Origin of the sequence: Terrabacter sp. NPDC000476 (genome assembly GCF_040300125.1) — a bacterium.
Classification (GTDB): Bacteria; Actinomycetota; Actinomycetes; order Actinomycetales; family Dermatophilaceae; genus Terrabacter.
Genome location: NZ_JBEPDF010000001.1, coordinates 948,256 through 972,881, shown reverse-complemented (window position 1 = coordinate 972,881; position 24,626 = coordinate 948,256). Strand labels below are relative to the sequence as shown.

The following is a 24,626-nucleotide window of genomic DNA, read 5'->3' as shown; positions in this document are numbered from 1 at the left end:
CGGTGTCGGCGCCGTAGCCGAGACTGGGCAAGCACCGTCACGCGCCAGGCGAGACGGCAGACAGAGGGAGGAAACATGGCGGTCAAGGTCCACACCGGTCGCACCGAGAAGACTCACGAGGGTGGGAATCACGTCGCCGTGCGCGACGGGCACCTGCACGTCCTCAGCGCGGACTCGAGCAGCCCGGACACGGTGGCGATCTACGCGCCTGGACACTGGGCGTGGTCGACGGTCAACGAGGAGAGCGCCGGCGAGGAGAAGAGCCAGCGTCGAGGCGTCATCGTCGGCTAGCCGTTCCCGAGGTCCCGCTGCTCACGTCGCGGCCGCCGCACCAGCCGGTGCGCCGCGACGTGGGCACGGATCGCAGCTTGGCCAGCCCGCACGTCACGTCGTGCACGAGCACGGCTGACGTCGTCGAGCGCCGCGACCTCGCGCTGCTTCGCCGCCCGCACCCGCCGCTCCAGCTCCCGGAGCCGCTGCGCCGCCCGGTACGCCTCCCGGTCAGCCTGCGTCCACTCGGACCGCTGCTGCATGCGCGTGGCGCCGGGGAGGTAGGCCACGAGCGTGTGCGTGCAGTTCGGGTGGAACAGGCCGGCCGCGATGGCCTGGTCGACGGTCGCCGCGACCTCGAACTGCACCCGCTCGTCCGAGACGGTCGACAGCGCCGAGGTGAGCCCAGAGCCGAAGCGGTCCGAGAGCACCGCGCCCTCCCACGGCAGGCAGATCGGGCATGGGTGGGCGTGTGGAGCGACGGTGAAGTACTCGATGCCGGCCGCGGTCATGCGGGCCCGGTGCGAGGCGTTGAAGGAGCGCTGCACGGCGCTGCGCGTGGCCATCTCGACGTACGACGCGAGGTTCCAGCGCCGGCCGCGCGAGTCGGTGAAGCCGGTGATGCCCTGGGACATCAGCTCGTCCCACGCGCCACGCTGCGCCGCCGCTGGGGTGACGCCATGCAGGACCTCGGCCTCGGCAGCCCGTGCGATCGCGGCACGGTAGGCGTCGTCGCCGAACCGGGCGATGCGCACGGCGGCGTCCTCGAGGTTGCGCTGCAGGTCCAGGCGGATCGCGACTGTGGAGGCGAGCCCGTGCGCCGAGACCGGCTCCGGCTGTGGCGCGGTCAGGGTGCGCAGCAAGCTCGGGTGGGACGCGGCGAGCATCGCGAGGCGGCGCTGGGCGGCGGCCATGCCGTACCGGGCGGCCTCGTCGGTGACGCGGCGCGCGAGCGGGGTAGCGCGGGAGCGCAGCTCGGCGGCGACACGGTGCGCGGCGATCTGCATGCGGCGCAGCATGTCGAGGCGGGCGGCGGACCCGACCGGCGCTGCGAGGCCCTGGCGGGCGAGGCTGGCCACCTCGGCGATGAGGTCCTGCTCGGCGGTCGCGAACTCCTGCACGACGCCGGCCGCGAGCAGCTCGACGATCAGCGCGAGCTCGGCCGAGTCGTCAGCTGGCTGTGACGGCTGGGTCGCCACCGGTCACGCCGTTCGCCTGGTCCTGCGGGGGAGCGAAGCCGCCCATCGGGTCCGACAGGGGCGCCGCCTGGTTCTCCTCGAGGATGAGCTTCGCCTCCTCGTCGACCTGCTTGTCGTCCCACTCGGGGTGGATCATGGCGACGAGCGTCTTGGTGGAGGCAGCCTCGGCGGTGCGCAGTGCGGACGCGGTCTGGGCGAGCACGAGCGGAGAGTCCTGCACGCCGTCGGGGAACTGCACGTCCGGGCGGGCCGGCTTCACGCTGCTCTTGAAGACGGCGGCGTCGACGGCGAGGAGCTTCTCGAGGATGTCGGCCAGGCGGGGGCGGATGACGCGCAGCTTGCGGTCGCGGGTGAGGAGGGAGCGCTGCTCGCGGGCGGCGACCTCGGTCGCGGTGACGGCGGCGCCGTACCCGTCGGCCTCGCCGAACGTGGCGGCGGAGTAGCCGGCTGCGCGCAGCGTGTTAAGGACGAGCTCGTTGACGGTCTGCTTGTGCTCCTCGTACCGGATGGCGAACTGCTGTGCCATGAGGATGCCGTTGGCGTTGCCGGTGGACGTCGACATGTTGAGCGAGCCGATGGAGGTGCCCAGCGGCGAGAACAGCTCGCGGTCGAGGTCGAAGGTGGCGCCCTGCCCGGGCCCGTTGGACTCGAGCAGCTCGCGGGAGGCGAAGACGCGGGCCTTGCCGAGGCGGATGTCGCGCATCCATGAGGTCCACGCCTCGTCGACGGCATCCATGAGGCCCTCGATGCCGTCGAGGTCCGAGCGGCCGAGGTGGCGCCCGATGGGGTCGTTGCGCCAGCGACGCTGCGGCGTCACGTTCGGGATGTAGGTGACGGCCAGCCCGGGCGAGCCGGTGCTGATGGACGACTCGGCGTCGACGAGGTTCGCCAAGGCCGCCGTGGAGGTGTGCTCGGCGAGCGGGACGGAGATGCCGAGCTTGTCCTCGGTGCCCTCGTACAGGCCGTGGAGGATGACGCCGTCGCCGGCCGCGTCGGTCTCGTGCCGTTCGAGGTGGCGCACGACCTTCTGGCCCTCGCGGGCGACGACCCACCAGAACGTGACGGCGACGAGGTGGCCGTAACGGAACTCGGGCCAGGCGGCGTCGGCGTCGACGAGCGTCAGGAACGGCGCGTCAGGGCGGATCGTGACGTCCCAGGCGACCTTCAGGTAGTGCCCGCCCAGGGCGGACCCGAGCTCGGCGCCCTCGGCGAACGAGTGCAGCATGCCGTCGTCGACGAGCTCGTCGAGGCGGGCCTGCGTGCTCTCGTCGTCGACGGCGAACGTGGGCGCCTCGGACCAGATGAGGTCGGCGCCGGCGCGCGCGATGTCGGAGGCGATCGGGATGTGCAGCCGCGCGGGCGCCTGCTGCAAGTCGCCCACAGGCCGGCCCCAGAAGAAGCGCGCGGCCGCGCCCATGAGCCCGCCGCGGTACTGCGCGGGCTTGTCGATGCGGGCCGGGGTGGGGGTGCCGCGGTAGACGCTGGTGAGCCGCTCGGGGTCGCCGACGTACCAGGCGTCCCAGACGCGCATCTAGCGGGTGATGTCCTCGAGCTGGGCGGGCGGCCACGCGATCCCGTTCTGCGGCAGCGGCATCAGGTGTCCTCCTCGCTGGCGTGTCGTGCCTCGCAGTCACGGGCGAGGGGCTTGATCGGGTGCTCACGGCCGCACGTCTGGCACTGCCACGGGTTGGACGGGTCGAGATGGGTCACGCGGCCGCCAGCATCGGGCGCCACAGCGACTCGGTCGTCGTGACGACGTACCGGGCGCCGTCCAGGCTGTGGTCGGCGACCTTGATCGGCTTGTCCTGGCCCTTCTCGGCGGCCTTCGGGTCCCACGAGTAGCCGGGCGCCTCCGCGATGAGGCCGGCGCACCGGTCGGAGACGACCAAGTCACCGGTGCCGAGCAGCGACGCGACCGTGCGGATGCCGTAGGCGACGTCGTTGTCGGCGTCGCGCAGGTTCGTGACGCCGTCGGCGTGCAGCTGCGTCTTGAACGACGCGGCCGACGGGTCGACGAAGACCCACTCAGGACTCGGGGCCGGCTCGACGGGCTGGTGCGGCCCGTCCATGAACGCGCGCAACCGCGTGGACAGCTGCTGGTCGGTGAGCATGTGGCCCTGGGCGGTGCGCCACTCGTCGAGCAGGAACAGCCGCGGCCGCAGCCCGAGCGTCTCGTCGGGGACGTCGCTGATGCCGAGCACGAGCCCGGTCGCGGGGTTGTTCGTGCCGTAGTCGACGCCGACACCGAAGATCCGGCGCATGCGCGGCAGCGACGCCCACGGCACGACGTGCCGCTCCGGGTCCCACATCGGGAAGACGGCGCCCTCTGCCGCGACCCACTCGCCCAGGATGAAGCGGCGGTACCAGAGGCCGGTGAACTCGAGCTTCTTCTGGGCGACGTACTCGGGCGTGAGCGCCGGGTTGTCGTCCATCGTGAAGTGGAAGATGCGCCAGTGGGGGAGCGAGGCGTGCCGGTCGATGAACTTCGCCTTGAGCCAGTGGGCGGGGTTGTCCGGATTGGTCGTGCCGAACAGCTTCGCGCCGCGCACGCTCATGCGGCCGAGCAGCTGGGTGAAGAACTGCTCGGGCAGCGTGGTGACCTCGTCGACGTAGGCGCCGGCGACGGTCATGCCTCGGATGACGAGCTCGGCCTTCGCGTCGGACGCGCCGAGCACGTGCACGCGGCGGCCGAGGATGCTGACGGTCGGCGCGCCGTAGTTGCCGACGACCTGGGCCGCGGCGGTGCCGGTGAGGGCGGGGTCCTGCAGGGGGCCGATGACGTTGCGCCAGACGGCGTCTCGGGTGCGGCCGACCATGACGAGCTCGCCGCCGCGGGGGGCGTTGGCGACGAAGAGCATCCAGCGCACGAGGGAGCCGATGGTCTTGCCGGCTCGGATCGAGCCGTGCCAGAGGTTGACGGTGCCGGTGGCGTTGCGGACGGAGCCGAGCTGCTTGCGCGAGAGGCTCACGGCTGGGTGTCGGTGTCGTCGTGGATGCCGAGCGCGGCCGCGGTCTGCTGCAGCAGCCCGATGACAGCCTGGGAGCCGCCGGCGTCATGCAGGTCGAGCTTGAGGGAGCGGTCGATGGCGATGCCGGTGGCCTGCATGATCTTGAGCTGGTCGGCGAACGGCGGCTTGTCGAGGGTGCGCTCTTCGTAGGTGTTGTCCTTGCCGCCGAAGTTGAAGACGACGGCCGGCTCCCACATCTGCTGGCGCAGCTTCTCGGCGTCGTCGAGCAGCGCCAGGTGCAGCCGCATGCGCCGGCTCTTGGCGTCGGTGGTGTTGGCGCGGGTGGCCGCCTCGGTGGCGGACCGATCGAGGACGATGCCGAGGTGCCTGAGCCGGCGGTCGATCGTGCTCTTCGTCGTGCCGATCTCGGCGGCGATGTCGCGCACGGAGCGGCCATTGGCGGCGAGGGTGCGCAGCTGCAGGTCGAGGGCGTCGGTCCACGGGAAGGCGGCGGCCATGGGTGCTCACCTGCCTCGGGGTCCGCGCAGGCGCCTGGCCTGCCAGCGGCAATGGATCGGGACAAACTGAACCGGGTGTCGTGGGCGGATGCCACACTCGACCTGCAGCACAACCAGCCACAGGGGGACCACCATGCACGGAGCGTTCATTTACTGCGAGCACTGCAAGACCTTCAGTGAGGGTCACGGCATCGGGTTCGACAGCTCGTCGACCGTCACCGTCATCGACAATCTGGAGAGCTGCCCGCGGTGCGGCCACACGGCGCGAATCCTCGACGGGACCTACTCGGCTGTCGACGATGTGATGACGTTCGTCGCAGCCAACAGATGGTCGGCCGACCGGATGGCTGAGTTCGCAGCCGAAGTGCGAGAGACCTGGAAGACCCGGGGGCCCGAAGCCGCGGCCGCAGTCATCGCCGAGCGCGAGCCTGAGCTAGCCAAGAAGTGGGGCAGGAAGCTGACGTCGCCGGAGCAGTTGACCCTGCTCCTCACGGCCATCAGCACCGCCGCCGCATTGGTCGGTCTTGGGATCCAAACAGGCCTGCTGCCAGGGGCGCCGACACCTCCCGCGGTGAACATCACGGTCAATCAGCTCAATCAGACGCTCATCGAGTGTGACCCCACCCGACCGAGCGACCCGCCGAAGCCGAAGCGGGCGCCTAGCCGCCCGGGTGATTCGTTCTTCAAGCGCCTGGCGCCATAGGCAACGGGAAAGCCCCGGACTCAACGCGAGTCCGAGGCTCCGAGACTGGGCGGAGTTCTGGCCCAGTGCTGAAACGGTAGCACGAGCCACGCACGTCTCACGAGCACCGCGCCATCTCAGCCCGCGTTGCCTCCCGAGCGACCAGCGCCTCGAGCACCTCGCGCAGGTCGTAGAGCGCCTGCCCGCTCGAGGAGTAGCCCTGGTTGCCGAACAGCCCACGTCGCGACCAGACGCGCACGGTCGTCGCGGAGTAGCGCAGCCCGAGCCGCTGGTGGATCTCCTTCACGACCTGGTCGGCGGTCAGCGGCCGGCCCTTGCCGACGAGCTTCTCGTGCCACTGGTCGAGGGTCATCGCCTCGCCGCACTGGTGGCGGATGATCGCGCCGCGCGCGGTGGTGCTCGGCGCGGACGTCCAGGCCGGGTAGGTGTCGGGGTCGGTGGTGGGCTGGGGGACACGCTGGGTGAGGCGGACCTTGACGAGTTCCCCGCACCGGTGGCAGTCGCCGATGGCGACAGCGTCGCGCTTGGGCGGCTTGGCGATAGCGCGCACCTCCGCGGCGAGGGGGCGCAGGTCTTCGACGAGGGTGGGCCCGAAGGTGTCCCACTCGGCGAGGCGCTCCGCTTCGCGGTCGAGGAGGCCGGCCATGGCGTAGACGTCGGTGCAGTCGAGGGTCTCGGTGACGACGATGAGCCTCGAGCCGGTGTGGTCGGGGTCGGTCGTGGGGACGGGCCGCTGCTCGAGGTGCTGCAGCACGGCCGGCCACTCGTCGATCATGGCGTGGACCCAGAACGCGAGGGTCAGCGTGACGTCGGCGCGCAGGCGAACGGTGGAGCCGGGGAGGCGTGAGCCGGCGGTGGCCCCGGTGCCGTCGCCGAGGCGCATGGGGTCGCTGGTGGTGGCCCAGTGTGTGGTGATGGTGCGGAGGTGCTCGCGGACGGCGTTGGCGGTGTCTGCGGTGTCGGTGGGGCCCTCGCGGGTCTGGTCGGTCACGCTGGCTCCTCGATGGTGGTGAGAAAGTCCTTGGTGGGTACGGTGGGCTCGGCGTCGTCTCCTGGTCTCTCCCCTGTGGCCAGCGAGGCGGCGCCTTCTGCAGCCACCACGGCGTCAGCGACGGCCTCCGCTCGAAGACAGGGGTTAACGCCACCCCGGCCGATCTGATGCTCGTCGCAGAAGGTCGTCTGCGACTGCCAATCGACCACGCATCGGCAGCCGAGCGCCCGCATCGCCGCCTCGACCTGGGCCGGCGTCGCACGCGCGGCGACAGGCCGGGACGTCCCGGGCTGAGTCGGCACGTTCCCGGTGGGTACACCGCGAGTGCCGTCGTCGACGACGTTCAAACCGAGTGCGACGTCGGCGGCGACGTTAGACGCATGCAGGGGGTCCCCGCCCTCGCCCCGCCGTGCATCGGGTCGGACGCTGTGGTCTCGGTCTGCGTGCTCGTTCATCGGTCGGTCCTCTCGTCGGTCACGGTGGTCGGGGAAGTGGTCGCGGGAATCGGTCGCACCTCTTCCGCTTCCCGTAGGGAGGGGAAGCGGGAAGAGGTGCTGCGACCGGCCCCAAAAGGAAGCGGTCGGGGAAGCGGTCGGGAAGAGGTCGCGGCGGTGCTCATCGGTCCCCCTCGAACGCCTCGAGAAGGTGGTGCATCTGGGAGCCGCGAGGGCCCGGCTCGACCCGGACGAAGCCCTCTCGGACGAGCGCGTCGACGGCCTCAGAGATGGACTCGGCCTTGCCCTTCACGCCGCGCTGGATGGCCGCGAGCGACTGCGGGCCGACGGTGACGAGCAGGAACTGCGAGACCCGCTCCATGAGGGTCGTGGGCCGGAAGTGGCCCTCGTCGTCGTGCGACACCTCGGGGCTGTCGAGCCAGGCGTAGAGCTGGCCGTCAGGGGCTGTCGCATCGAGGTGGAGGTCGGCGGCGGTGATGCCGTTCGGGCCGACGTCGCCGTGCTTGTCCTTGTCGACGACGAGCTTGGCGTGGCCCTTGGCGCCGTGCCCGAACGACTTGATGGTGAGCATCTTGTAGGCGACGCCGGTGATGCCGGCGAGCTTGTGCTGGCCGCCGATGGCGTAGCGGCCACGGTTGTCGGCGTTCTTGACGACGTGGTCGATCTGCAGGACGGCCGGCCCGAGGTCGGCCAGGACGCGGGGGACGAGCGCGAGCCAGCGGGCGACGTCCTCGTTGTCCATGAGGGAGAGGCCGTGCAGGGTCATGGCCTCGGTGATGCCGTCGATGACGGCGATGGTGGTTCCGTGGGCGGACTGCTCGAGCAGCGTGCGGTAGGCGGGGGTGAGGGCGACCTCGGGGCGGATGTAGCGCAGGTGGGTGAGGATCTGCTCAGGGCCGACGCCGAGCGCGAGGAGGCGCGCGACGATCGTCTGTGGTCGGTCCTCGAAGTCGAGCATCAGCGCGTCGTGGCCTGCCGTGATCTCCTGGGCGATCGCGACGAGAGCCATCCACGTCTTGCCGGAACCTGGCTCGCCGGACACGGAGTGCACGGCGTAGGGGTAGAGCAGCAGCTTGCCGTCGCGACGGGCACAGAGCGTGGCGGTGGGGCCGGTGAGGTCGCCGCTGATGATGGCGGCGAGGTCGACGGGCGCCCAGGTGTTGACGATGGTCTGCTCGACGCCGGGGACACCCCGGGGGAGCTGCTCGAGCTGCTCGGCGGCGCGCTCGTAGAGCTCGAGGGCCGGCGAGTCGCCGCGGTTGTCGATGTCGGCGAGTCCGCGGATGTGGTGCTGCTGCAGCCGGCGGAGGGCGGCGTGCTCGGCGACGATCTGCGCGTGCCAGCTGCCGTCGATGATGCCGATGCCGAGGTTGGTCAGGTGCTCGAGGTAACTGCGTCCGCGGGCGCGGTCGAGGTCCTTGCCCAGCTGGTTGGCGACGGTGATCTTGTCGACAGGACGGGTGCGCGAGTAGAGCGCGACGATGGCGTCGTAGATGAGCTCGTGCGCGTGGTCGTAGAAGTCGGTCGACGTCACGGTGAGGGTGATGTCGTCCAGGCTGGCTGGGTTGGTCAGGGCCGCTGCGAGGGTGGCCTCTTCGGCGCCGCGGTCGAATGGCGGCGCCCATCCTGGGTTGTCGTCGTCTGGGACGGGGGCGAGGTGGCTGGCTCGTGGTCGGTCGGTCACGCGTCACCTCCTCGTGTGGGCTCGGGCTGCACGGTGGTCTCTCGGATCGGGCTGGATGTCTGGGGGTGCCCGCCGCGCGCCATGGGGTGCGCGCGGCGGGCTGCGCCGTCAGGAGTGTGCGGAGCGCCCGGCGGGGTACCGGTCAGCTGGTAGCCCAGATGGCGCGGTCGGCGTCCTTGGACACCTGGGCCACGACGTCGTCGAAGGCGGTCTTGCGGACGTCCTTCGGACGGGTGAGGCGGTAGCCGAGGGCGAGGTGGCCGTCGCTGATGCGGTAGCGGAACCGGGCCTGGACCTTGTAGAGCGGGCTGCCCTCGAACGGCTGCAGGGCGATGTCGAAGGTGTCGGGGATCGCGAGCCCACCCTTCTTGCCGGCGCTGGCCGACTGCTGCTCGACGTAGCGCAGCTGGGTCTCGCCGGACTTGACGCGCTGACTGGACTCGAAGTCGACCTTGGTGGTGGCCTGGAAGGTCTGAGCGAGCTCGAGCATGTCGGCGGCGGAGGGGCTCACGAAGTTCGGGAGGTGGTCCTCGATGAACTCGGCGAAGTCGAGCTGGGTGGCGAGCTTGCCGTCTCGGGCGGTCCAGTCCTTCCAGTCGTCGGTGGTGGCGAGGTGGAGCGTGGCGGTGTGGTCCTCGTGGCCTGCGCTGACCTCGTCGCCGAGGTGGGCGCCCTGGTGGGCGTTGATGACGGCGCGGACGGTGCCGGTGGTGACGTTGGCCCACAGCTCGGTCTCGGGGAGGGCGTGCTTGCCGAGGTAGTCGACGAACGAGGGGACGTCGGTGACGGTGTAGCCGCCGCGCTTGCGGTCGGGGCGGCGCTCGAGCTCCTCGTGCAGCTCCGCGCGGATGTCGATGACCTGGTGCGTGAAGCCGTCGTAGTAGATGCCGGGCTCGAGGTGCTGGGCGCCGACGGAGAGCTTAGCGGTCTCGATGAGGTCGTGGTTCTCGGTGGTCTCGGGCATGGGTCAGTTGGCCTCTCGGGTGTCGGTGATCTCACCGGTCGTCGGGTTGACGCCGGGCGGTGGTGGGACCTCGCGGAGGCTGTCGAAGGACAGCTGGTCCGGGTCGTCGCGCTGCAGGTTGCCGTCCTTGCCGACGAACCAGACGGCAGAGGGGCGGTCGTGCTCCGGGAGCTTGATCGCGATCTTGTCGCCGACGACGACCATGCGCTCGTCGGCCTTCTTCATCGGCTCGACGCTGATGGTCAGCGACAGGGAGCCCTTCTTGCCGGTGTCTTTGACGCGGGCGATGAGGGTGTGGAGTGCCTCGCCGAGCTCGTCGTGGGTGCGCCCACGTCCGTGCTCTCGGAGGAAGTCGGCGAAGGGCCTGATGCGTGGCTCTCCGTCGTGCTGGTGCTGTGCGGTCATGCTGCCGTTCCTTCCTGGTTGAGTCGTGCGTTGCGTGCGAGCTGGTCGAGCAGGTCCTGGCGTTCGGCGCGGCGCAGGGCGTTCTGGACCGCGGTGCGGTCCCGGTAGCCGAGCCGGTCCGCGAGCTGCTGCGCGGTCATGAAGGGCTCGAAGGTCAGCAGGTCGGTGACGTCCTCGACGAGGTCCTCGATCGGCCGGCCGCGGTTCGTGGCGCTCTGCTCGCCGAGGTCGGGCACGGCCGCCGGGTCGTCGATCGAGTCGTCGTCCCATGCGAGCGGCGGAGCCCACGAGCGCTCGGCGGCGTAGCGCAGGGACCTGGTGTAGGCGCCCTTGTCCCCGCGGGTGGCTTGCGGTGGCTGGGTGTTCCAGAGCTCGTCGTAGATGGCGCGCACGGAGCGCGCGGTCTTGGCGGTGACGTCGCGGTCGCCGTTGATGAGGACGCAGAAGTTCCGGACCTCGTAGCCCATGCGCCGAGCGAGCTTCGACTGGGACCAGCCGAGCGCCATGAGTGCCCGGAGGCGGCGACGGGTGCCGGTGCCGTCGAGGACTGCGCCGCCGGCGAGCGTGGTGATGTCGGCACGGACGGCGAGGATCGCCTCGGCGTGCACGCGCAGGATGCGCCTGGTCGGCGGCCGCGAACCGTTGCCGTAGACGAGCTTGGTCATGGCGCCTTGGGAGTAGCCGGACAGCGCGACGATCTTCTTGAGGCCGAGACCCTGACGTCCGAGCTCGAGGACGTGCTCGCGGGCGGGGCCGGCGTCGACCCACTTCTGGCCGAAGCGGCCGTAGGCGTGCAGGCGTCCGCGCTTGCGCTCGTAGGCGGTGTTCGCGCTCGTGCAGTCGGCGCAGCGGCACCGGTCGAGGACGTAACACGCGTGGGTGCCGTGCTCGTGATGGGCGTGCTTGTGCTGGCAGGGCTTCGGCGTCTTGTCGACGCCGGCCTCGCGCGCGAGTCGTCGCTTCTCGGAGGCCTGCTTGGCGAGCCACTTCTCGCAGGAGTGGATGGTGAGCGCGCGGCGCACCTGTGCCTCACTGCGGTTGGAGAAGGGGCGGGCGCAGGTCTCGCAGGTCGCGGTGTGGAGCGTGGTCATCACGACACCGCCTGTCCGCCAAGGACGGGGGTGATCGTCGAGCCCGATCTGATGTGCTCGCGCCAGCATGACCGACAGCGCCCACCGCGGTAGTGCGTGAGCGGCAGTCCGCAGTCAGAGCAGCGCGAGAACGGCTTGGCCGCGGCCTTGCGCTTCTTCCGGAACGACTCGATACGGCACTCGGGCGAGCACATCGTTTGAGCGGTCGTCGAGCGCTTGAAGGGCTGGCCACACTGGGCGCACGGCACTGGCTCCGTGAGGAGTGAGAAGCCGCGAGCGGCGGCCGCGCAGTCGCGGGAGCAGGTCTTGCGGAGCTTGCCCTGGCCGGCCATGGTGATCGGCTTCTCGCAGACCGCGCAGGGGTAGTGGGCGTCGGTGCCGCGGGTCATGCTCGTGAGGTGGGGTGCGACGGTGATGAGAGTGCGTGGTCGGTCAGCGTCGAGCTCGACGATGCCGACGATGGCCGTGACCTGCGAGTCGTCGTGCCACAGCACGCCGTTCGCGGCGTCGCAGACGTGCTTGAGCATGTTGTCGGCATCGATGCGCTGACGGTCGGGGCGGTAGAACACGCACGCCAAGGCGACGTTGCCGGAGAACGGCTCGGGGAAGCTCTCGCGCAGGATGTTGGCGGTGCGGTCCTCGGCAGCTCGCTGCTCGGTCGTGGTGTAGACGCGCCCGCCCTTGCCGAAGCGGGGCCGCGACTTCGAGGCCGGGGCTCCGGGGATGAGCGCATAGTGCAGGTCGGTGGCGTCTCCGGCAATGGAGAGCAGGACTCCGAACCCGCGCTCGATGTCGTCGAGCGACTCGGTGGCGCGGCTCATCGCGGGGTCCCTGGTCGGGCCTTGATGTCGCGCGGCGCGAGGTGCTTCGCGATCTCGGAGACGGCGGCCGCGAGGGCGAGCGTGGCCCTGGCGGTAGCGGCCGCGACGAGGACCTCCGACTCGGAGTACTTGCCCTCCTCGTATGCCGTGTCGGACTCGTCCATGAGGCGCTCGGCCTCGGCGTAGTGCTGCTGTGGGGTCGTGTCGCTCATGCTGCGTCTCCGTCCGGCTCAGCGGCCGCTCCGCCGTCGGGGAGCTGCTCGAGGCGGTCGATGACCCGGTGCCACTCGTCCTCGGTCATGGCGGTTCGGGACTCGATGGGCCGGCCGATGATGTGAGCGATGCCGGCGAGCTGCTCAGCCTCGGGCACGCCCTTGGACTTGAAAAGCTGGAAGAGGTGCCGCTGCTGCTTCGGTGTGATGCGCGGCTGCTCCGGCTCGTCGCCGGCGGCTTCGTCCTCGAGGACCTCGCCCGTGATCTCGTCGGCGACTGTGTCGCTCGGCCGCTCCCCGTGGGTGGCGGGAGCCGATGCCGGCGCGGGCTGGCGGAACGCAGCTGCGGTGACCTGGCCGGGCTGTTGCATGGGCGGGGCTGCCACCACGGGTCGGCCGGTGTCGCGGACCTCGCCCGCGAGTTCGAGCTCCTCGACGCTGTAGGCCATGCCCGCGAGGGCGTCGGCGGCGATCTGACGGCACACGTCGGAGGCGGCGCGGGCGTAGAGCATGGCCTGCGGGTCGGTCTGGTACTTCTTGTTGTTCGTGTAGCCGGCCTTGCGGGCGCGGTCGATGGTCCAGGTCTCGGTGATGACGTGCTCGGTGCCGCGTCGCCGGCCGCAGACGGTGACCGAGTCGTCGGTCTTCTGCTCCGTCCAGACCTCGTGGCCGGCGGCCTGCACGATGGCGACCATGGGTCGCGCGTAGAGCGCGGGCTTGCCTCCGATGACGTAGAGGTTCTGAAGCGCCTGGGTGGGCGTGAAGCCGACCTCGGAGCCGTAGAGGATGGCGGCGGCCGCCTCGTCCGGCTTGCCGCGGAAGTGAACCGGGGCGAACGAGGTGCCGCAGAGGGCGGTGCCGATCTGGTGGGCGGCGGCGAGGTTGCTGGCCCACTCGTGCAGGTCGGGGCGGTGGAAGTCGACAGCCTGCGTGGGCTGAGGCGTGTGCTGGACGAGGTCGGTCATGGCGAGTCTCCTTGTAGGTCAGGCGGTCCGGCCGTACCAGCCGGGCAGGTCGAAGGTGTGGATGACGGGGTTGAGGGTCCAGAGGCCGGTGGACCTGCGCTCGGCGTACTCGCGGATGGCGGTGCGGCCACGCTCCTCACCGGTGGCGAGGTCGAAGTCGCTGTACTGGCCGACGGTCACGAAGTAGGGCGCCTGCGTCTCGACGGTGATCGTGTAGAACGGCACCCAGCGCCCGGTGATGAGGAAGAAGACGTAGCGGTACCACCAGGCCTGGACCGGGTAGTCGTAGGCGGCGGCTGACTTCCCGAAGGCGTCGGGCGTGCCCCGCCCGTAGGCGGCGGTCTTAAGGTCGCAGATGCAGTCCACACCGGTGCCGTCGCGGAGCCAGTCGAAGCGCGCTCGGAGGGTGACTCCAGTCTCGGGGTCGACGGCGTAGGCGCTCACCTCGGGTCGGCCGGCGGAGAGGATCGCGCCTGCCATCTCGTCGCGCCGGACCGCCTGAGCGACCTTCGATGCCTCCCGGAGGTCTCCGCGGTGCACGGGGATGAGCCCAGCGCTGTAGGCGTCGGCCTTGGCTTGCTGAGTGACCTTGGCGCGCCAGTCGTAGGCGTCGACGACGCGGAGCCGGTTGTCTCCTCCTCGGAGAGCCAAGGCGTGGATGAGCGAGCCGATGTCGAAGGCGTCCTTGGCGGGCCGTCCGTGCTCTCGTTCCCACGCGAACCGCGCCGGATTGGTGAGCAGTGTCTTCGCGCCGGACTGGCTCAGCGACGGTCCGAGCTGCGGAGCCAGGTCGCTGTCTCCGTGATACGTGCTCTCCTCGACGTCGAAGTAGAGGCCAGGTGCAGTGATCACGCGAGCTCCTCCTCGAGTCGGGCGATCTCGGCAGCGACGCACTGGTCGCAGATGAGGCCGTCGGGGTCGTTCATGAGTCGTGTCGCCTCGGCGGGGTCGACGTCCTTGCGGAGGCGGCGCAGGCCGCAGCGGGCGCACGGGAACACGATGTGGAGCGGGATGCCGGATGCCGCGGCCCAGGCGATCTGCTGGGCGCTGCGGCGGTCGCCACGCTGGACTACCTTCTCGGCGTTGCGGGCCCGAGGCGTGTGGCTCAGGAAGGCCCAGACGCCGACGAGCATGATGCCCGCGAGCAGGAGCAGGACGGCGCCGTTGATGGGCTGGGTGGCGCTCATCGGCCCCACGTCCACTCTTCCTCGCGGCGGAGGCTCAGGCAGTCGACCTCGGTGTCGCAGGTGCGCCACGGGACGGAGTGGGCGTGGTCGCAGTCGGCCTGCCACTCCTCGCCAGGGATGAACGACTCGGCGAGCCTCGCCGGCGCGACCATCCAGTGCGCGGTGGCGGACTCGGTGTCGCGCCAGTAGAAGACGACACCGGCGTCGTCGCGCACGGCCGGGTAGCTGAGGCCGAAGCGCTCGCCGCTCTGGCGGACACGGAGCTTGCCTTGGCTGACCTCGCCGGGCTGGCCTGCGGGGCGCTCGGTCATGCACTGCGCGAGGGTGCGCATCACGCCACCGCCCCGGACTCGATGTCGGCGACGAGGCGCAGGACGGCGGCGTTGCGCTCGGACCAGCCCTCCGCGCGCAACGACTGCTCGAGCTCGGCGTCGGTCGGGTCGTAGTCGACGTCCACGGCGCTGCTCGCAGCGGCGAGGGTCTCCATCGCGTGGGACTCGACGAGCTGCAGGTTGCGGTTGCGCTCCGTGCCGTAGCGGGCGACGGCGTCGGCGAGGTGCTCCGCCGCGGTCTGCGCGACCTGCTCCACGGAGAACCCGTCGGAGCGCAGCTCGTCGATGAGCCAGAGCGTCGCCTCGATGGTCGCGTCGTCGAGCGTCGGGCTGATGACCGCGACCGGCTCGGTGCTGGTGTGCTGCTGGTTCGTCATGAGACGATTCCTTCCGTCGTGGGCGCCCGTTGATTCCTTGCCAGGAGCGGGCGCTCCGTCATGTGCGGGTGGTGGTGCTGGTCTTGCTCAGACCGGCGAGCGGTGGACCCTCCGTCGCCGGCCTGGCGTTCTAGGCGGCTCGGCGGGTGTCGAGCCAGCGCTCGAGGAGCGCCTCGTCGTAGCGCCACGTGGGGCGCTGCTCGGTGCCGAGGTTCAGGGCGAAGGTCTTGTAGTCGCCGCGGCGGGTGCGGGTGCGGATCGTCTGGACGTGCTCGCCCAGTCGGTCGGCCAGCTGCTGCGCGGTGAGCAGGACGGTCGGCGACTTCTTCATGCCGCCGCGACCTGGATCGAGTAGGCGATGGCGTCGAGCGGGACGCCGAGGGCCTTGGCGATCTCGCTGGCGACGTCGGGGGCCGGCTGCTTGCGGCCGGCCTCGATGTTCGTGAGGTAACCCGGGCTGATGTTGCAACGGATGGCGAACTCTCCGTGCTTGATGCCGAGCGCCTCACGGATGGCCCGGACCGCGGGTCCGTGGATCATGCGCTTGGAGTTCATGTTGCCTATCGTAGGCAACAACAGGAAAGACAGTCAAGCAGGCAAGGGAAAGGATAGGCAAAAGGCGTCTGACCTGCGGAAACGCAGGTGAGTTACACCGGTGGTTTTCCTCTTCTCGCCCCTACCATGGGCGATACGTGCTGTTTGCTTTCCTCAACTTTCCTCGGGAGTGTTCCCCTCGTGCTCACTGGAGACGACATCAAGCGAGCTCGGCAGATGGCCGGGCTCAGCCAAGGCGAGCTGGCCAACTTGGTCGGTGTCTCCATGCGCAGCATCGGCAACTACGAGCGCGGCGAGACTGTGCCGCGCGCAGCGCTGCCGAAGCTGCAGGAGGTCCTCGGCCCATACCTGGGCGGGCATGGCCCCTCGCTGGCGACGGCGACGGACGCGGAACTACTGGGCGAGATCGCGAAGCGATTCGCTCGCGTGAAGGAGGACGGCCGTGGAGACACCGCCCCCACCAAGGAGGCCGGGCAAGCCGGCGCAAGCGTGACGGAGCTGAAGGCTCCGACGAGGGAAGAGCTCGAGGACGGCCGCGCGGCCGCGCACAAGTCCCGGCGCGTCGACCGGCCCGAGCGTCAGAGCTGACCACTAGGTTCTCGGGCACGACCCAAGCAGCGGGTCACAGGGGATCGACAGGGGACTGCGTGCAACACCATCCGTGGCGGGAGATCCGCGCCTTGGCGGACTGGACCGTGCACTGGACGGCCGACCTGCCCGAGGGCGTCGACGCGGCCACGAGGTGGTCGGACCGCACCATCTGGCTGCGGTTCGGCCTGACCCAGGTGCAGCGCCGCTGCATCATCGAGCACGAGCGCCAGCACGTGCTCCGCGGCCCGGGCGGGCATGGCGACCGCGAGGAGCGGTACGTCGACGTCGCGACGGCGCACGCGCTCATCCCGCTCGACGAGCTGGTCGACGCGACCCGCTGGGCACGCTCGATGCCCGAGCTGGCCGACGAGCTCAACGTGACTCAGGACGTGGTGCACGTCCGGCTGAGACATCTGCACCCGTCGGAGCGCGCCGTGCTCCGACGGGCAGCCGAGGAAGAACAGGCGACGGGATAGCCCCGCGCCTCGAGGAAGGGAACAGGGATGAAGACCACGAGCATCACCAGGGGACAGGCGCTCATCGCCGTCGGCATCGTCATGCTTCTCGTCGGTGTCGTCACCGGCTTCATGTCCGTCGGCGGCAGCTGCGGCTCGGCGTTCTCCGGCGGCAACACGCTGCTCACGGGTCAGGCCTGCGGCGTGCTGCGCTCGGAGGCGTCGCGCTCGACGTGGCAGCTCATCGTCGGCGGCGGCCTGCTCGTCCTCGTCGCTGCTGCGTTCGAGGGCATGGTGAACAACCAGGGCCCGAAGAAGCCGGCGCCGGCCGAGGGCGCAGGGCCGGCCACGCCGGACTGGCCGTGACGGTGTCCTGATGGGCTACGTCGTCGACCGCTGGATGGTGAGGGGCCCGAGCGGCCGCAAGGTCAAGGGCCCGCGCTACGGCCGCGGGAAGCGCTGGCTCGCGCGGTGGACGGAGCCCAGCGGGGCGTCACAGTCCAAGGCCTTCCCCAGCCGCGATGCCGCCGAGGGGCATCTGGCGCTCGTCGACGTGTCGAAGCGTTCCGGCACCTACGTCGCAGACACGCGCACCACCTTCGAGGAGCACGCTCGGCAGTGGCTGCGCCACCAAGTCCACCACCAGCCGGGCACGGCCGAGACGGCCGAGCGCCGGCTGCGCCTCGACGCCTTCCCGGCGTTCGGAGCGACGCCGCTGCCGAAGATCACGCGCCTCGATGTGCAGGAGATGGTGTCGGCGGCCGCTGAGCGGCTCGCACCCGACACGGTGCGCCTGACGATGGTCTACGTGCAGGCCGTCTTCGACTCGGCCGTCGAGGACCGGCTGCTCGCCGCGACGCCGTGCCGGTCGATCAACTTGCCGAGCGTCGAGCACCGCCTGGTCGTGCCGCTCAGCGTGGCGCAGGTGCTGCAGCTGCACGCTCAGGCGCCCGAGCATCTCCGCCGAGCGGTGCTGTTCGCAGCCGGCACGGGCATGCGGCCGGGGGAGTGGCGCTCGGTGACCGAGGACCGCTACTCACCTGGAATGGTCAGGCTCGACCGGCAGCTGGCCGCGGCCACGAGCTCGTCGCGCGTGGTGTGGGGTCCGCTGAAGACGAAGGCGTCGTACCGGACGGTGCGCCTGTCGCCGACCGTCGAGAAGGTGCTGCTCGAGCAGCTGGAGCAGGGACACCGCGGCCCGGACGGCCTGGTCTTCACCTCCTACCGGGGCGGGCCGCTGCGGCGGTCGCAGCTGTCCTACGCCTGGGACGTCGCATCGGCCGGCATGGGCCTGGGCGAGGGCGCGGGGGAGCGGTCGGGGTGGCACGACCTGCGCCACCACCATGCGTCGCTGCTCATCGGCGAGGGCGCCTCGCCGCGTGCGGTCGCGGACCGGCTCGGGCACGCAGATCCGTCGGAGACGATGCGGACCTACGCGCACCTGTGGCCCTCCGACGAGGCGCGGATCGCAGCGGCGGTGGAGGCCGCGTATGGCGACCTGGGCCGGCCAACGGTCTGATGCTGCACGCACCTGTCGCGCACCCAGTGCGGCATCGGTGCAGGTCAGGACCGGGTCACCGGGTTACCCGGCGTATCGGCCGACTCATCCACTTTTAGGTCTCTGACCTGCGGTGATGCGTTTGGTCACCCCCGGTAGTCCGCAATAAGTCCGCAAAATTTCGGAGGACTCCGTCGACGGCAGCCCGGGTGCGCTCGTCGTTGTCCGGCCAGAGGTGGCTGTAGGTGTCAAGGGTTTCGCTGGCGCTGGCATGCCCCAGGCGAGCCTGGACGGTCTTGACAGACTCGCCGTGGCGGATGAGCAGCGAGGCGTAGTAGTGCCTCAGCTCGTGGAAGCGGATCGCCGGTACGCCGGCCTGGCTGAGGGCGCGGTTCCACTCAGTCCAGAAGGCGGAGCGGCGTAGGGGAGCTCCGACGCTGTTGGCGAAGACGAGCGAGCTCGTGGGGAAGAGGCGCAAGTGCACTTCCAGTGCGTGCGCGACGACGCCGGGCAGAGGTACGACGCGGACGCTGGCCTGGGACTTCGGGGGTCCGAAGAAGGGCTCGCGTCCGCTGACGTTGACCAGCTGTGGGTTGACCAGGATCGTTAGGCGCTCGAGGTCGAGGCGGTCGATGGTGAGCCCGAAGATCTCTCCTTGGCGCAGCCCGGTACCGGCCGCGAGGATGACCAGGGCCTGGTGACGGCGCGGCATGTGCTGGACGATGGCGGCGAGCTGATCCTCGGAGATGGGGTGGACACGAGGCTTGGTGACCTTCGGCAGTTTCGTGCCGACGCAGGGGTTGGAGACGATTCGACGGTCGCTCACGGGGGATTTGAGGATGCCGTAGAGGATGCGGTGGGCCACTTCGACCGTGGAAGGTGCCAAGGTGCGGCTCAGCGTCTTGACCCAGCGTTGGACGTCCGCTGGCTGGATAGCCGCCAACCGCAGGTCGCCCAGGACGGGATCGATGTAGCGGCGCACGACGCCGCTCATCTGCTCGGCCGTCGTCTCGCGGTGCACCTGACGTGCGAGCCAGTCGTGGTCGTACTCATGGAGCGTGATGCGCCCGGCGCGCGGGTCGACGTAGCGACCGTCAGCCAAGGCCTGAGTGGTTTCGCTGAGCCAGCGTTGAGCGTCGACCTTCCGTACGAACTGCCTCGTGCGTTCGCGACCGGAGGCGTCGCGGTAGCGAGCACGCCACTTGCCGTCCGGTCGCCGGGCGATGTTGCCCACGGGGGCTCTAGGGGTGGTTGTCGTACTGCTCGGCGACCCAAGCAGCTACGTCTGTGGTCCGGTAGAGCACCCGTTTCGGGCCCATCTTGAAAACTTCGGGGTCCGATACCGATGTGCCGCCAGTAACGAATTGTGGCCTCGGGGACGCGTATGAGCGTGGCAACCTCGCCTGAAGTCATGAGTCCTTCGGGCGCCAGTGGCCGAGTCAAGTCCGGTGCCCGGGTTGTCCAACGTGGTCATCGCAACCTCCTTGCCCGGGCTTACACCCGCATGGGGGCACTTTCGACGACGAAGCTGTCGACGTCGGGTGAAAACTGACCCCTGATCGACGGGGTGGTTTCCACTGGTCATTGCAACGGTGGTTGGTTTGGGGAGGCTAGCAGGGCGGCGAAGAGCGCGGCCGGAGTGCGGTGTCCGAGGACTGCTCGGGGACGCTGGTTGAATTCCTGCTCGACGCGGAGCAGGTCAGCGCGCGTGTGGGTGGACAAGTCGGCGCCCTTGGGGAAGTAGTCACGCAGCAGGCCGTTGGTGTTCTCGTTGCTGGGACGCTGCCATGGCGAACACGGGTCGCAGAAGTAGATATCGACCCCGAGGTCCGTCGCGATCTTCTCGTGGGCGGCCATCTCGGTTCCCTGGTCCCAGGTGATCGTGCGCAGCACGTGTCTGGGCAGGCTGGACAGCTCGCGCACGAGCGCCTGGTGAAGGGTGCGTGAGTCGGCGCGCTCGAGGTGGATGAGCTTGACGAGGCGGGACTGGCGTTCGACCAGTGTTCCGATCGCCGAACGGTGGGCTGGCCCCACGATCAGATCGCCCTCCCAGTGCCCGGGCTCGCTGCGGTCCTCGGGCGGGAAGGGGCGGTCATGGATGGAGGTCATGGTGGCGGCGAAGCGGCGTCGGCGGTGACCGGCGCGCACCTGCGCTCGTCGGTGGTCCCGTCCGGTTCGCAAGGGTGAGCGCGCTGCCGGGCGGCCCGGCGAAGGGCGTCGCAGCGTCGAGTTCGGTTGGTAGATGGCGCGATAGATGGTTTCCGGGCTCAGCCACATGCCTCGCTGGTCCGGGAACCTTGCTCGCAGATCACGGCAGATCTGTTGCGGGCTCCACCGCTGAGCGAGCAGCGAGGCCACCACCTCGTACAGCTCGGGGTTGGAGCTGATGCGGGCCGGTCGAGGCCGGGCTCGCTTGCGCGCGGCGGCACGTTGGGCCTCGAACGGGCGGTAGATGCCGTCGCCCCGGTCATGGCGTCTCAGCTCACGGCTGATCGTGGACGGTGAGCGGCCCAACGCCGCCGCGATCGCTCGGATCGATTCCCCGGCCCGTAGCCGGTCGCCTATGTCCACGCGCTCGTCGGCGGAGAGGAATCGCGCCGAGATCCGGCGTTCGACCACCGGGTCGAGCGCCGGCACGAAGCCGACCAACTCACCCTGGTGGAACAGGTTGTAGCCGTTCTTCCACCGGTTTCCGGTGGTTCGACTTACCCCGACCTCACGACGGGCGCTGGCGACGCTCCACCCCTTGGAAAGCAGCCGCATGAACTGTTCACGCTTTCCCGACTGCGGCCTGCGGCCGGGCCCCTTGGCGACACGACGAGTAGACAACACGACTCCCAGAATCAGGCAGGTGTTGCATCAATCGGTGGAAACCACCCCGTCGCGACGGGGTCCATTTTCAGCCGCCGTTGACAGTCGGCCGTGCGCTGACTTGGCAGATGCTCATCGATCCCGATGCGCTCCAACCCTGGATGCCAACGGCGGACGTTTGAGCCGCAGGTGCGGTGGGCAGGTGACGGTCAGGAGAACACTGGCGGGTCGGCGTGTCAACCTTGCGGTCCCGTTCGTGAAAAGGAGAGGTGAAACACCTTGGAGCCGACGCCAGAAACGAACGAAGCGCTCTCTGAGCTCGAGAGATTCGGCGACAGCGAGCTGCGTGACGAGCTCACAGACCTCACGTCGGCGGCCAAGCGCAGGGTTCCCACTCTGGTTGGGGTGAGCGTTACGCTCGTGGCCGAGAACATCGTCCTGACGTATGTGGCCACCGCCCGCGAGGTCGCGGTCATGGACGCAGTCCAGTATGTCGACGGCGGCCCCTGCATTGAGGCCGTAGCGGCGGACGAAACCATCAGCACGGACGCCGCGACGCTCCTCGACGAGGGGCGATGGCAGCTCTTCGCGCAGGCAACGGCGGCTGCGGGGGTTCGCAGCACGCTCTCGATCCCCTTCGGGACCGAGAGCCGAGTCACCGGTGGAGTAAATCTCTACGGTGGCCTGTCCAGCTCTTTCAGAGGGATGCAGAGTGAGCTTGCGATGCTCTTCGGAGGGTGGGCGCCAGGCGCTGTCTCCAATGCCGATCTGTCGTTCTCTACACGGTTGGAGGCCGTACAAGCGCCCGGGCGATTGAGGGATCAAACGTTTGTCGACCAAGCCATCGGGCTGCTCATCAGCGCGCGCGATCTCGACCCCGATGCTGCCGAAGAAAGGCTCAAGCGCGCCGCCGCCCAAGCCGGGACGAGCGTCGTCGCCCTGGCGCAAGCGCTCGTCGAGGCGTTGAGTTGGGAACCGTGACCCGAGGGAGCCCCTTGCTCACACTCGGAGATAACCGCTGCTGGTCATCGACGAGGTCCCCGACATCACGTTGGGGCCCGACGCGGCGAACATGTTCTTCCCGCTGGGGTCTTCGGCTATGAACGGGCCGCGCCGATCGTCACCGGCAGCAACCCTCTCGGGTAGTGGGTGAGTTGTGGGGCGATGACGTCGTGCCCTCTGCGATCGACCGGTTCAGGCGCCAGGCCCAGTCATCACCCTCGAAGGCGACCCCTGTTGGCTCAAGAACCGCGTCGGCCGCGTCCCCGTAGTGAGCGGAGGCGAGAACTGAACAAGGCAGGCGGTCAGAGTTCAAGCCCTGCCTTCCTTGGTCCGATTTTACCTCGTTGACTGTCGAGCGGATCGTCAGGCGGCTTCGCCTCCGAGGTCCGATGTGTAGATGTGTCTGAGGCGGCACGCGAGCGGGGGTGAGTCCGTCGGGTCGCTGCCTGAGCCGCCGCACCCCAACCGCCCGGCTCATCCTCTCAACTAGCAACAACGCGCCGAGATGCCTCGAGCGCAAGTCGGCTTCTCGGCCTGACGGGAAGGCCTCTTCCGTCCCGCCGGCGAGCTGAGCTTGCCTTTAGCGGTGGAAGCAAGTGGCGTGAGGCATCCATTCCGGGCCGCGTTCAGTGCGCAAAGAGTCCGCAATACGTCCGAGCGAACCTCAAATGCTCAGCGCGCCCAACGCAGTCAACCGCGGCGCTGCATAACGTTGTCCCGGCCGCGCACCTGCACGCACCTGGGACTCGATCGGCGGACGCGCGCGCACCCATGGCGCAGGTAGGCGGGCCGCTGTAGTTAATGATGAGCCGCAACGTTAACCAGGTCTCGCGCACGGCAAAGGCTTCACCCACGCGGGTGAGCAGGTCTGCTCCATATGGAGACTGAGTCCAAGGGGGCCGATGCGCGGCGACGAAGCCTGCTCGCATCCGGCGTGGCGACCGAGCTGCGGGCAGAGCGTGCCACCAGGAGAATGACCATCGACGACCTTGCCTCGGCGACGATTCTTGCACGCGGCACGACACTGCGCGTGCTCAACGACCCACGAACGATCGACGGGACCCAACTCGCTTTGCCGAGCGAGGTCCTCGGCGTCGACCCCGTAGCCGTGCTGCAAAGAGCCCAATTGCGCGTGGCATCGCAGTAGCCATGCCCTACCCTGGCCGTCCCGAGCTCGAGGTGCTCCCCGAGTTCGTCGGCACGGCCTCGAGGCACCAGAGTCCGGAGCAGCGCGCGCGGCTGATCGCCTTCTGCGCCGCGCCCTACACGAGAGCCGCTCGATCCGGCAGCTGGCCGAGGTCACCGGTCGGACGCAGACCGCCGTGCGCCGAGCGATCGACCAAGCTGGCGTGCAGCTACGTGGCCGGGGAACCACTCTCATCAGCCAAGTCTGACGCGAGGCGCGGGGTCTTGAGGTGCGCAAGCCCCCGTGGCCGGAGTTGGCTCGATATCCTCGAGGGCTGAGGTACGCGGTCAAGCACAAGGCCGTGCAGGCTCGAAGAGCAGAGGCCCCTCATGCCCAACAAAATGCTTCCCGTCCACCTGACCCCCGAAGCGGTCGATGCCGCCCTCGTCCGGCAGGCGTTGGAGATGTCGCGTGACAAGGTCGCGCAGCTCGAGCAGGCGCTGCAGACGAGCCGCCAGATCGGCGCGGCGGTCGGAGTCATCATGGCGTTGCATCGGGTCACTTATGACGAGGCGTACCTGTTGATCCGTTGCACCAGTCAACAGTCCAACGTCAAGGTCCGGCAGGTCGCGCTGGACGTTCTCGAGCAGGGCTGTCTGCCCGAGTATCCGCGGCGAAGAGGTTGAGCGCGTTGGCCTTTCCTCGGAGGAGGTTGAGCTGTTTGCCCCGCGGAGTTCGCCGCGAGTGGGAGCGTGTCGTTGTCGCGACTTTGAGGGGGGCTCGTGGCTGCCCGACGATGGCGCCTTCAGTGGTGGAGGCGCCATCTGCGTGCCAATGCTTTCGTCGTATAGGTCGAGGCCGCGGAGAGGTGTGAGCCGCGGTGCCGTGGGTAATTGGGGGGCATCGATCAGGGCATGGGGGTGCGAGGGCTGGCGGCGTCTCCCAGGGGGCTGGGGACGCCGTCAGTGCCGCGTCGAAGGGGCATGTCGCGCGCGGTGGGGAACCGAATGCGCGACTCCGCGTCCACCTGGAGGTCCGTGGCGGACCTTGCTATTCAAGTGCGTCGCGCGCGTTCGCGACAAATTTCGGCATGACGAAGATCCCCCACCCGGGTCGTGACCGGGTGGGGCTCTGGGCTCGGCGGTGTTGGCTGGGGCGCCTGGCGCTCGTCCTGACCGCCTTGGATGGTCGTGATGCGGTTGATGACCGCGTGCACGGCATCGAGCTGCCCGCCTGAGAGCCAGACCGTGCCCATGGTGTCGGCCTGGGCATCAGAGTTTCTGGTAAGGGCGGCCGGCACGGTACAGAGGGGGGCCGCGGTGGTCTCGCCGGCGGCGAGCCACTTGCTCCAGTCGACCTGGTCGTCGAGGACGGCGGACGGGTCGTTGGTCAGGCGCACGGCGGGCTCCTAGGCAGTGAGGGCGCGGGATTTGGCAGGCACGACGAGCACCCGCGTCTCGGCGGGG

The 24,626-nt window shown here is 69.5% G+C and carries 32 protein-coding genes; 10 read left to right on the top strand and 22 right to left on the bottom strand.

The genetic code is table 11. The features are described 5' to 3' along the window. Window positions 1-75: 75 nt before the first annotated feature. Window positions 76-291, top strand: coding sequence for a hypothetical protein (locus ABT295_RS04530; protein WP_352393218.1), 216 nt, complete (start codon window positions 76-78; stop codon window positions 289-291). On the opposite strand, the gene ABT295_RS04525 is transcribed toward ABT295_RS04530, so the two are convergent. The 4 genes from ABT295_RS04525 to ABT295_RS04510 all read right to left on the bottom strand — a co-directional run bounded on the left by ABT295_RS04525 (window position 288) and on the right by ABT295_RS04510 (window position 4,935). Continuing rightward, a complete protein-coding gene (locus tag ABT295_RS04525) occupies window positions 288-1,469 on the bottom strand; it encodes a phage minor capsid protein (protein ID WP_352393217.1) in 1,182 nt (393 codons plus the stop codon). The two genes, ABT295_RS04530 and ABT295_RS04525, sit on opposite strands and share 4 nt — an antisense overlap. Beyond that, complete coding sequence (locus tag ABT295_RS04520; protein ID WP_352393216.1) at window positions 1,441-3,000, bottom strand: phage portal protein; 1,560 nt, start codon at window positions 2,998-3,000, stop codon at window positions 1,441-1,443. Before ABT295_RS04520 ends, ABT295_RS04525 begins: the two co-directional genes overlap by 29 nt. Window positions 3,001-3,175: 175 nt before the next feature. Next, entirely contained in the window at window positions 3,176-4,438 is a 1,263-nt protein-coding gene (locus ABT295_RS04515; protein ID WP_352393215.1) for a PBSX family phage terminase large subunit, read from the bottom strand. Then, window positions 4,435-4,935 carry an Lrp/AsnC family transcriptional regulator gene (locus ABT295_RS04510; RefSeq protein ID WP_352393214.1) on the bottom strand — a complete coding sequence of 167 codons (501 nt, stop codon included), beginning with the start codon at window positions 4,933-4,935 and terminating at the stop codon, window positions 4,435-4,437. Before ABT295_RS04510 ends, ABT295_RS04515 begins: the two co-directional genes overlap by 4 nt. 133 nt (window positions 4,936-5,068) lie before the next feature. Between ABT295_RS04510 and ABT295_RS04505 the strand changes: the two genes are divergently transcribed. Further along, window positions 5,069-5,638, top strand: coding sequence for a hypothetical protein (locus tag ABT295_RS04505; protein ID WP_352393213.1), 570 nt, complete (start codon window positions 5,069-5,071; stop codon window positions 5,636-5,638). 97 nt (window positions 5,639-5,735) lie between these two features. On the opposite strand, the gene ABT295_RS04500 is transcribed toward ABT295_RS04505, so the two are convergent. The 15 genes from ABT295_RS04500 to ABT295_RS04430 form a co-directional block, all read right to left on the bottom strand. Then, window positions 5,736-6,629, bottom strand: a complete 894-nt coding sequence (locus ABT295_RS04500) for a hypothetical protein (RefSeq protein WP_352393212.1) — start codon at window positions 6,627-6,629, stop codon at window positions 5,736-5,738. Then, entirely contained in the window at window positions 6,626-7,084 is a 459-nt protein-coding gene (locus ABT295_RS04495; RefSeq protein ID WP_352393211.1) for a hypothetical protein, read from the bottom strand. The genes ABT295_RS04500 and ABT295_RS04495 overlap by 4 nt, the downstream gene beginning before the upstream one ends. Window positions 7,085-7,244: 160 nt before the next feature. Continuing rightward, on the bottom strand, window positions 7,245-8,768 hold the full coding sequence (locus ABT295_RS04490) for a DnaB-like helicase N-terminal domain-containing protein (RefSeq protein ID WP_352393210.1): 1,524 nt from the start codon (window positions 8,766-8,768) through the stop codon (window positions 7,245-7,247). Window positions 8,769-8,910: 142 nt separating this feature from the next. After that, the gene (locus ABT295_RS04485) at window positions 8,911-9,732 is read right to left on the bottom strand and encodes a DUF2303 family protein (protein WP_352393209.1); all 822 of its coding nucleotides are present in this window, start codon (window positions 9,730-9,732) and stop codon (window positions 8,911-8,913) included. 3 nt (window positions 9,733-9,735) lie between these two features. Next, a complete protein-coding gene (locus ABT295_RS04480) occupies window positions 9,736-10,137 on the bottom strand; it encodes a YfdP family phage-associated protein (protein WP_352393208.1) in 402 nt (133 codons plus the stop codon). Next, window positions 10,134-11,228, bottom strand: coding sequence for a hypothetical protein (locus ABT295_RS04475; RefSeq protein WP_352393207.1), 1,095 nt, complete (start codon window positions 11,226-11,228; stop codon window positions 10,134-10,136). The genes ABT295_RS04480 and ABT295_RS04475 overlap by 4 nt, the downstream gene beginning before the upstream one ends. Beyond that, window positions 11,228-12,049: a RusA family crossover junction endodeoxyribonuclease gene (locus ABT295_RS04470; protein WP_352393206.1), complete on the bottom strand. Its 822-nt coding sequence runs from the start codon at window positions 12,047-12,049 to the stop codon at window positions 11,228-11,230. Before ABT295_RS04470 ends, ABT295_RS04475 begins: the two co-directional genes overlap by 1 nt. After that, on the bottom strand, window positions 12,046-12,261 hold the full coding sequence (locus tag ABT295_RS04465; RefSeq protein ID WP_352393205.1) for a hypothetical protein: 216 nt from the start codon (window positions 12,259-12,261) through the stop codon (window positions 12,046-12,048). The genes ABT295_RS04470 and ABT295_RS04465 overlap by 4 nt, the downstream gene beginning before the upstream one ends. Further along, window positions 12,258-13,226, bottom strand: a complete 969-nt coding sequence (locus tag ABT295_RS04460; protein ID WP_352393204.1) for a hypothetical protein — start codon at window positions 13,224-13,226, stop codon at window positions 12,258-12,260. The genes ABT295_RS04465 and ABT295_RS04460 overlap by 4 nt, the downstream gene beginning before the upstream one ends. A gap of 18 nt (window positions 13,227-13,244) precedes the next feature. Next, window positions 13,245-14,078 carry a PD-(D/E)XK nuclease-like domain-containing protein gene (locus tag ABT295_RS04455; RefSeq protein ID WP_352393203.1) on the bottom strand — a complete coding sequence of 278 codons (834 nt, stop codon included), beginning with the start codon at window positions 14,076-14,078 and terminating at the stop codon, window positions 13,245-13,247. Next, complete coding sequence (locus ABT295_RS04450; protein ID WP_352393202.1) at window positions 14,075-14,413, bottom strand: hypothetical protein; 339 nt, start codon at window positions 14,411-14,413, stop codon at window positions 14,075-14,077. The genes ABT295_RS04455 and ABT295_RS04450 overlap by 4 nt, the downstream gene beginning before the upstream one ends. Next, the gene (locus ABT295_RS04445; protein WP_352393201.1) at window positions 14,410-14,724 is read right to left on the bottom strand and encodes a hypothetical protein; all 315 of its coding nucleotides are present in this window, start codon (window positions 14,722-14,724) and stop codon (window positions 14,410-14,412) included. The genes ABT295_RS04450 and ABT295_RS04445 overlap by 4 nt, the downstream gene beginning before the upstream one ends. Window positions 14,725-14,744: 20 nt before the next feature. Next, window positions 14,745-15,122, bottom strand: a complete 378-nt coding sequence (locus ABT295_RS04440; protein ID WP_352393200.1) for a hypothetical protein — start codon at window positions 15,120-15,122, stop codon at window positions 14,745-14,747. Window positions 15,123-15,252: 130 nt separating this feature from the next. Next, complete coding sequence (locus ABT295_RS04435; protein ID WP_352393199.1) at window positions 15,253-15,453, bottom strand: helix-turn-helix domain-containing protein; 201 nt, start codon at window positions 15,451-15,453, stop codon at window positions 15,253-15,255. Continuing rightward, complete coding sequence (locus ABT295_RS04430) at window positions 15,450-15,677, bottom strand: helix-turn-helix domain-containing protein (protein WP_352393198.1); 228 nt, start codon at window positions 15,675-15,677, stop codon at window positions 15,450-15,452. The genes ABT295_RS04435 and ABT295_RS04430 overlap by 4 nt, the downstream gene beginning before the upstream one ends. Window positions 15,678-15,857: 180 nt before the next feature. Between ABT295_RS04430 and ABT295_RS04425 the strand changes: the two genes are divergently transcribed. Genes ABT295_RS04425 through ABT295_RS04410 form a run of 4 tightly spaced genes read left to right on the top strand, consistent with a single transcriptional unit; the run spans window position 15,858 to window position 18,242 of the window. Further along, window positions 15,858-16,265 (top strand): helix-turn-helix domain-containing protein, encoded by a 408-nt coding sequence (locus tag ABT295_RS04425; protein WP_352393197.1) that lies wholly within the window; start codon window positions 15,858-15,860, stop codon window positions 16,263-16,265. A gap of 59 nt (window positions 16,266-16,324) precedes the next feature. Then, window positions 16,325-16,744, top strand: coding sequence for a hypothetical protein (locus tag ABT295_RS04420; RefSeq protein WP_352393196.1), 420 nt, complete (start codon window positions 16,325-16,327; stop codon window positions 16,742-16,744). A 27-nt stretch (window positions 16,745-16,771) separates the two neighbouring features. Further along, the gene (locus tag ABT295_RS04415; protein ID WP_352393195.1) at window positions 16,772-17,089 is read left to right on the top strand and encodes a hypothetical protein; all 318 of its coding nucleotides are present in this window, start codon (window positions 16,772-16,774) and stop codon (window positions 17,087-17,089) included. Window positions 17,090-17,099: 10 nt separating this feature from the next. After that, complete coding sequence (locus ABT295_RS04410; RefSeq protein ID WP_352393194.1) at window positions 17,100-18,242, top strand: tyrosine-type recombinase/integrase; 1,143 nt, start codon at window positions 17,100-17,102, stop codon at window positions 18,240-18,242. A gap of 94 nt (window positions 18,243-18,336) precedes the next feature. Here the strand turns inward: ABT295_RS04410 and ABT295_RS04405 are convergent, their stop codons facing one another. After that, window positions 18,337-19,455, bottom strand: coding sequence for a tyrosine-type recombinase/integrase (locus tag ABT295_RS04405; RefSeq protein WP_352393193.1), 1,119 nt, complete (start codon window positions 19,453-19,455; stop codon window positions 18,337-18,339). 347 nt (window positions 19,456-19,802) lie between these two features. Further along, window positions 19,803-21,053 (bottom strand): IS30 family transposase, encoded by a 1,251-nt coding sequence (locus ABT295_RS04400; protein ID WP_352393192.1) that lies wholly within the window; start codon window positions 21,051-21,053, stop codon window positions 19,803-19,805. Between the two features lie 258 nt (window positions 21,054-21,311). On the opposite strand from ABT295_RS04400, the gene ABT295_RS04395 reads away from it, so the two are divergent. The 4 genes from ABT295_RS04395 to ABT295_RS04380 all read left to right on the top strand — a co-directional run bounded on the left by ABT295_RS04395 (window position 21,312) and on the right by ABT295_RS04380 (window position 23,846). After that, the gene (locus tag ABT295_RS04395; RefSeq protein WP_352393191.1) at window positions 21,312-22,013 is read left to right on the top strand and encodes an ANTAR domain-containing protein; all 702 of its coding nucleotides are present in this window, start codon (window positions 21,312-21,314) and stop codon (window positions 22,011-22,013) included. A gap of 955 nt (window positions 22,014-22,968) precedes the next feature. Next, window positions 22,969-23,181, top strand: a complete 213-nt coding sequence (locus ABT295_RS04390; RefSeq protein WP_352393190.1) for a hypothetical protein — start codon at window positions 22,969-22,971, stop codon at window positions 23,179-23,181. Window positions 23,182-23,284: 103 nt separating this feature from the next. Beyond that, window positions 23,285-23,428, top strand: a complete 144-nt coding sequence (locus ABT295_RS04385; RefSeq protein WP_352394688.1) for a helix-turn-helix domain-containing protein — start codon at window positions 23,285-23,287, stop codon at window positions 23,426-23,428. 121 nt (window positions 23,429-23,549) lie between these two features. Then, entirely contained in the window at window positions 23,550-23,846 is a 297-nt protein-coding gene (locus ABT295_RS04380) for an ANTAR domain-containing protein (RefSeq protein WP_352393189.1), read from the top strand. Window positions 23,847-24,214: 368 nt separating this feature from the next. On the opposite strand, the gene ABT295_RS04375 is transcribed toward ABT295_RS04380, so the two are convergent. Next, a complete protein-coding gene (locus tag ABT295_RS04375) occupies window positions 24,215-24,559 on the bottom strand; it encodes a phage fiber-tail adaptor protein (protein ID WP_352393188.1) in 345 nt (114 codons plus the stop codon). Between the last annotated feature and the right edge of the window lie 67 nt (window positions 24,560-24,626).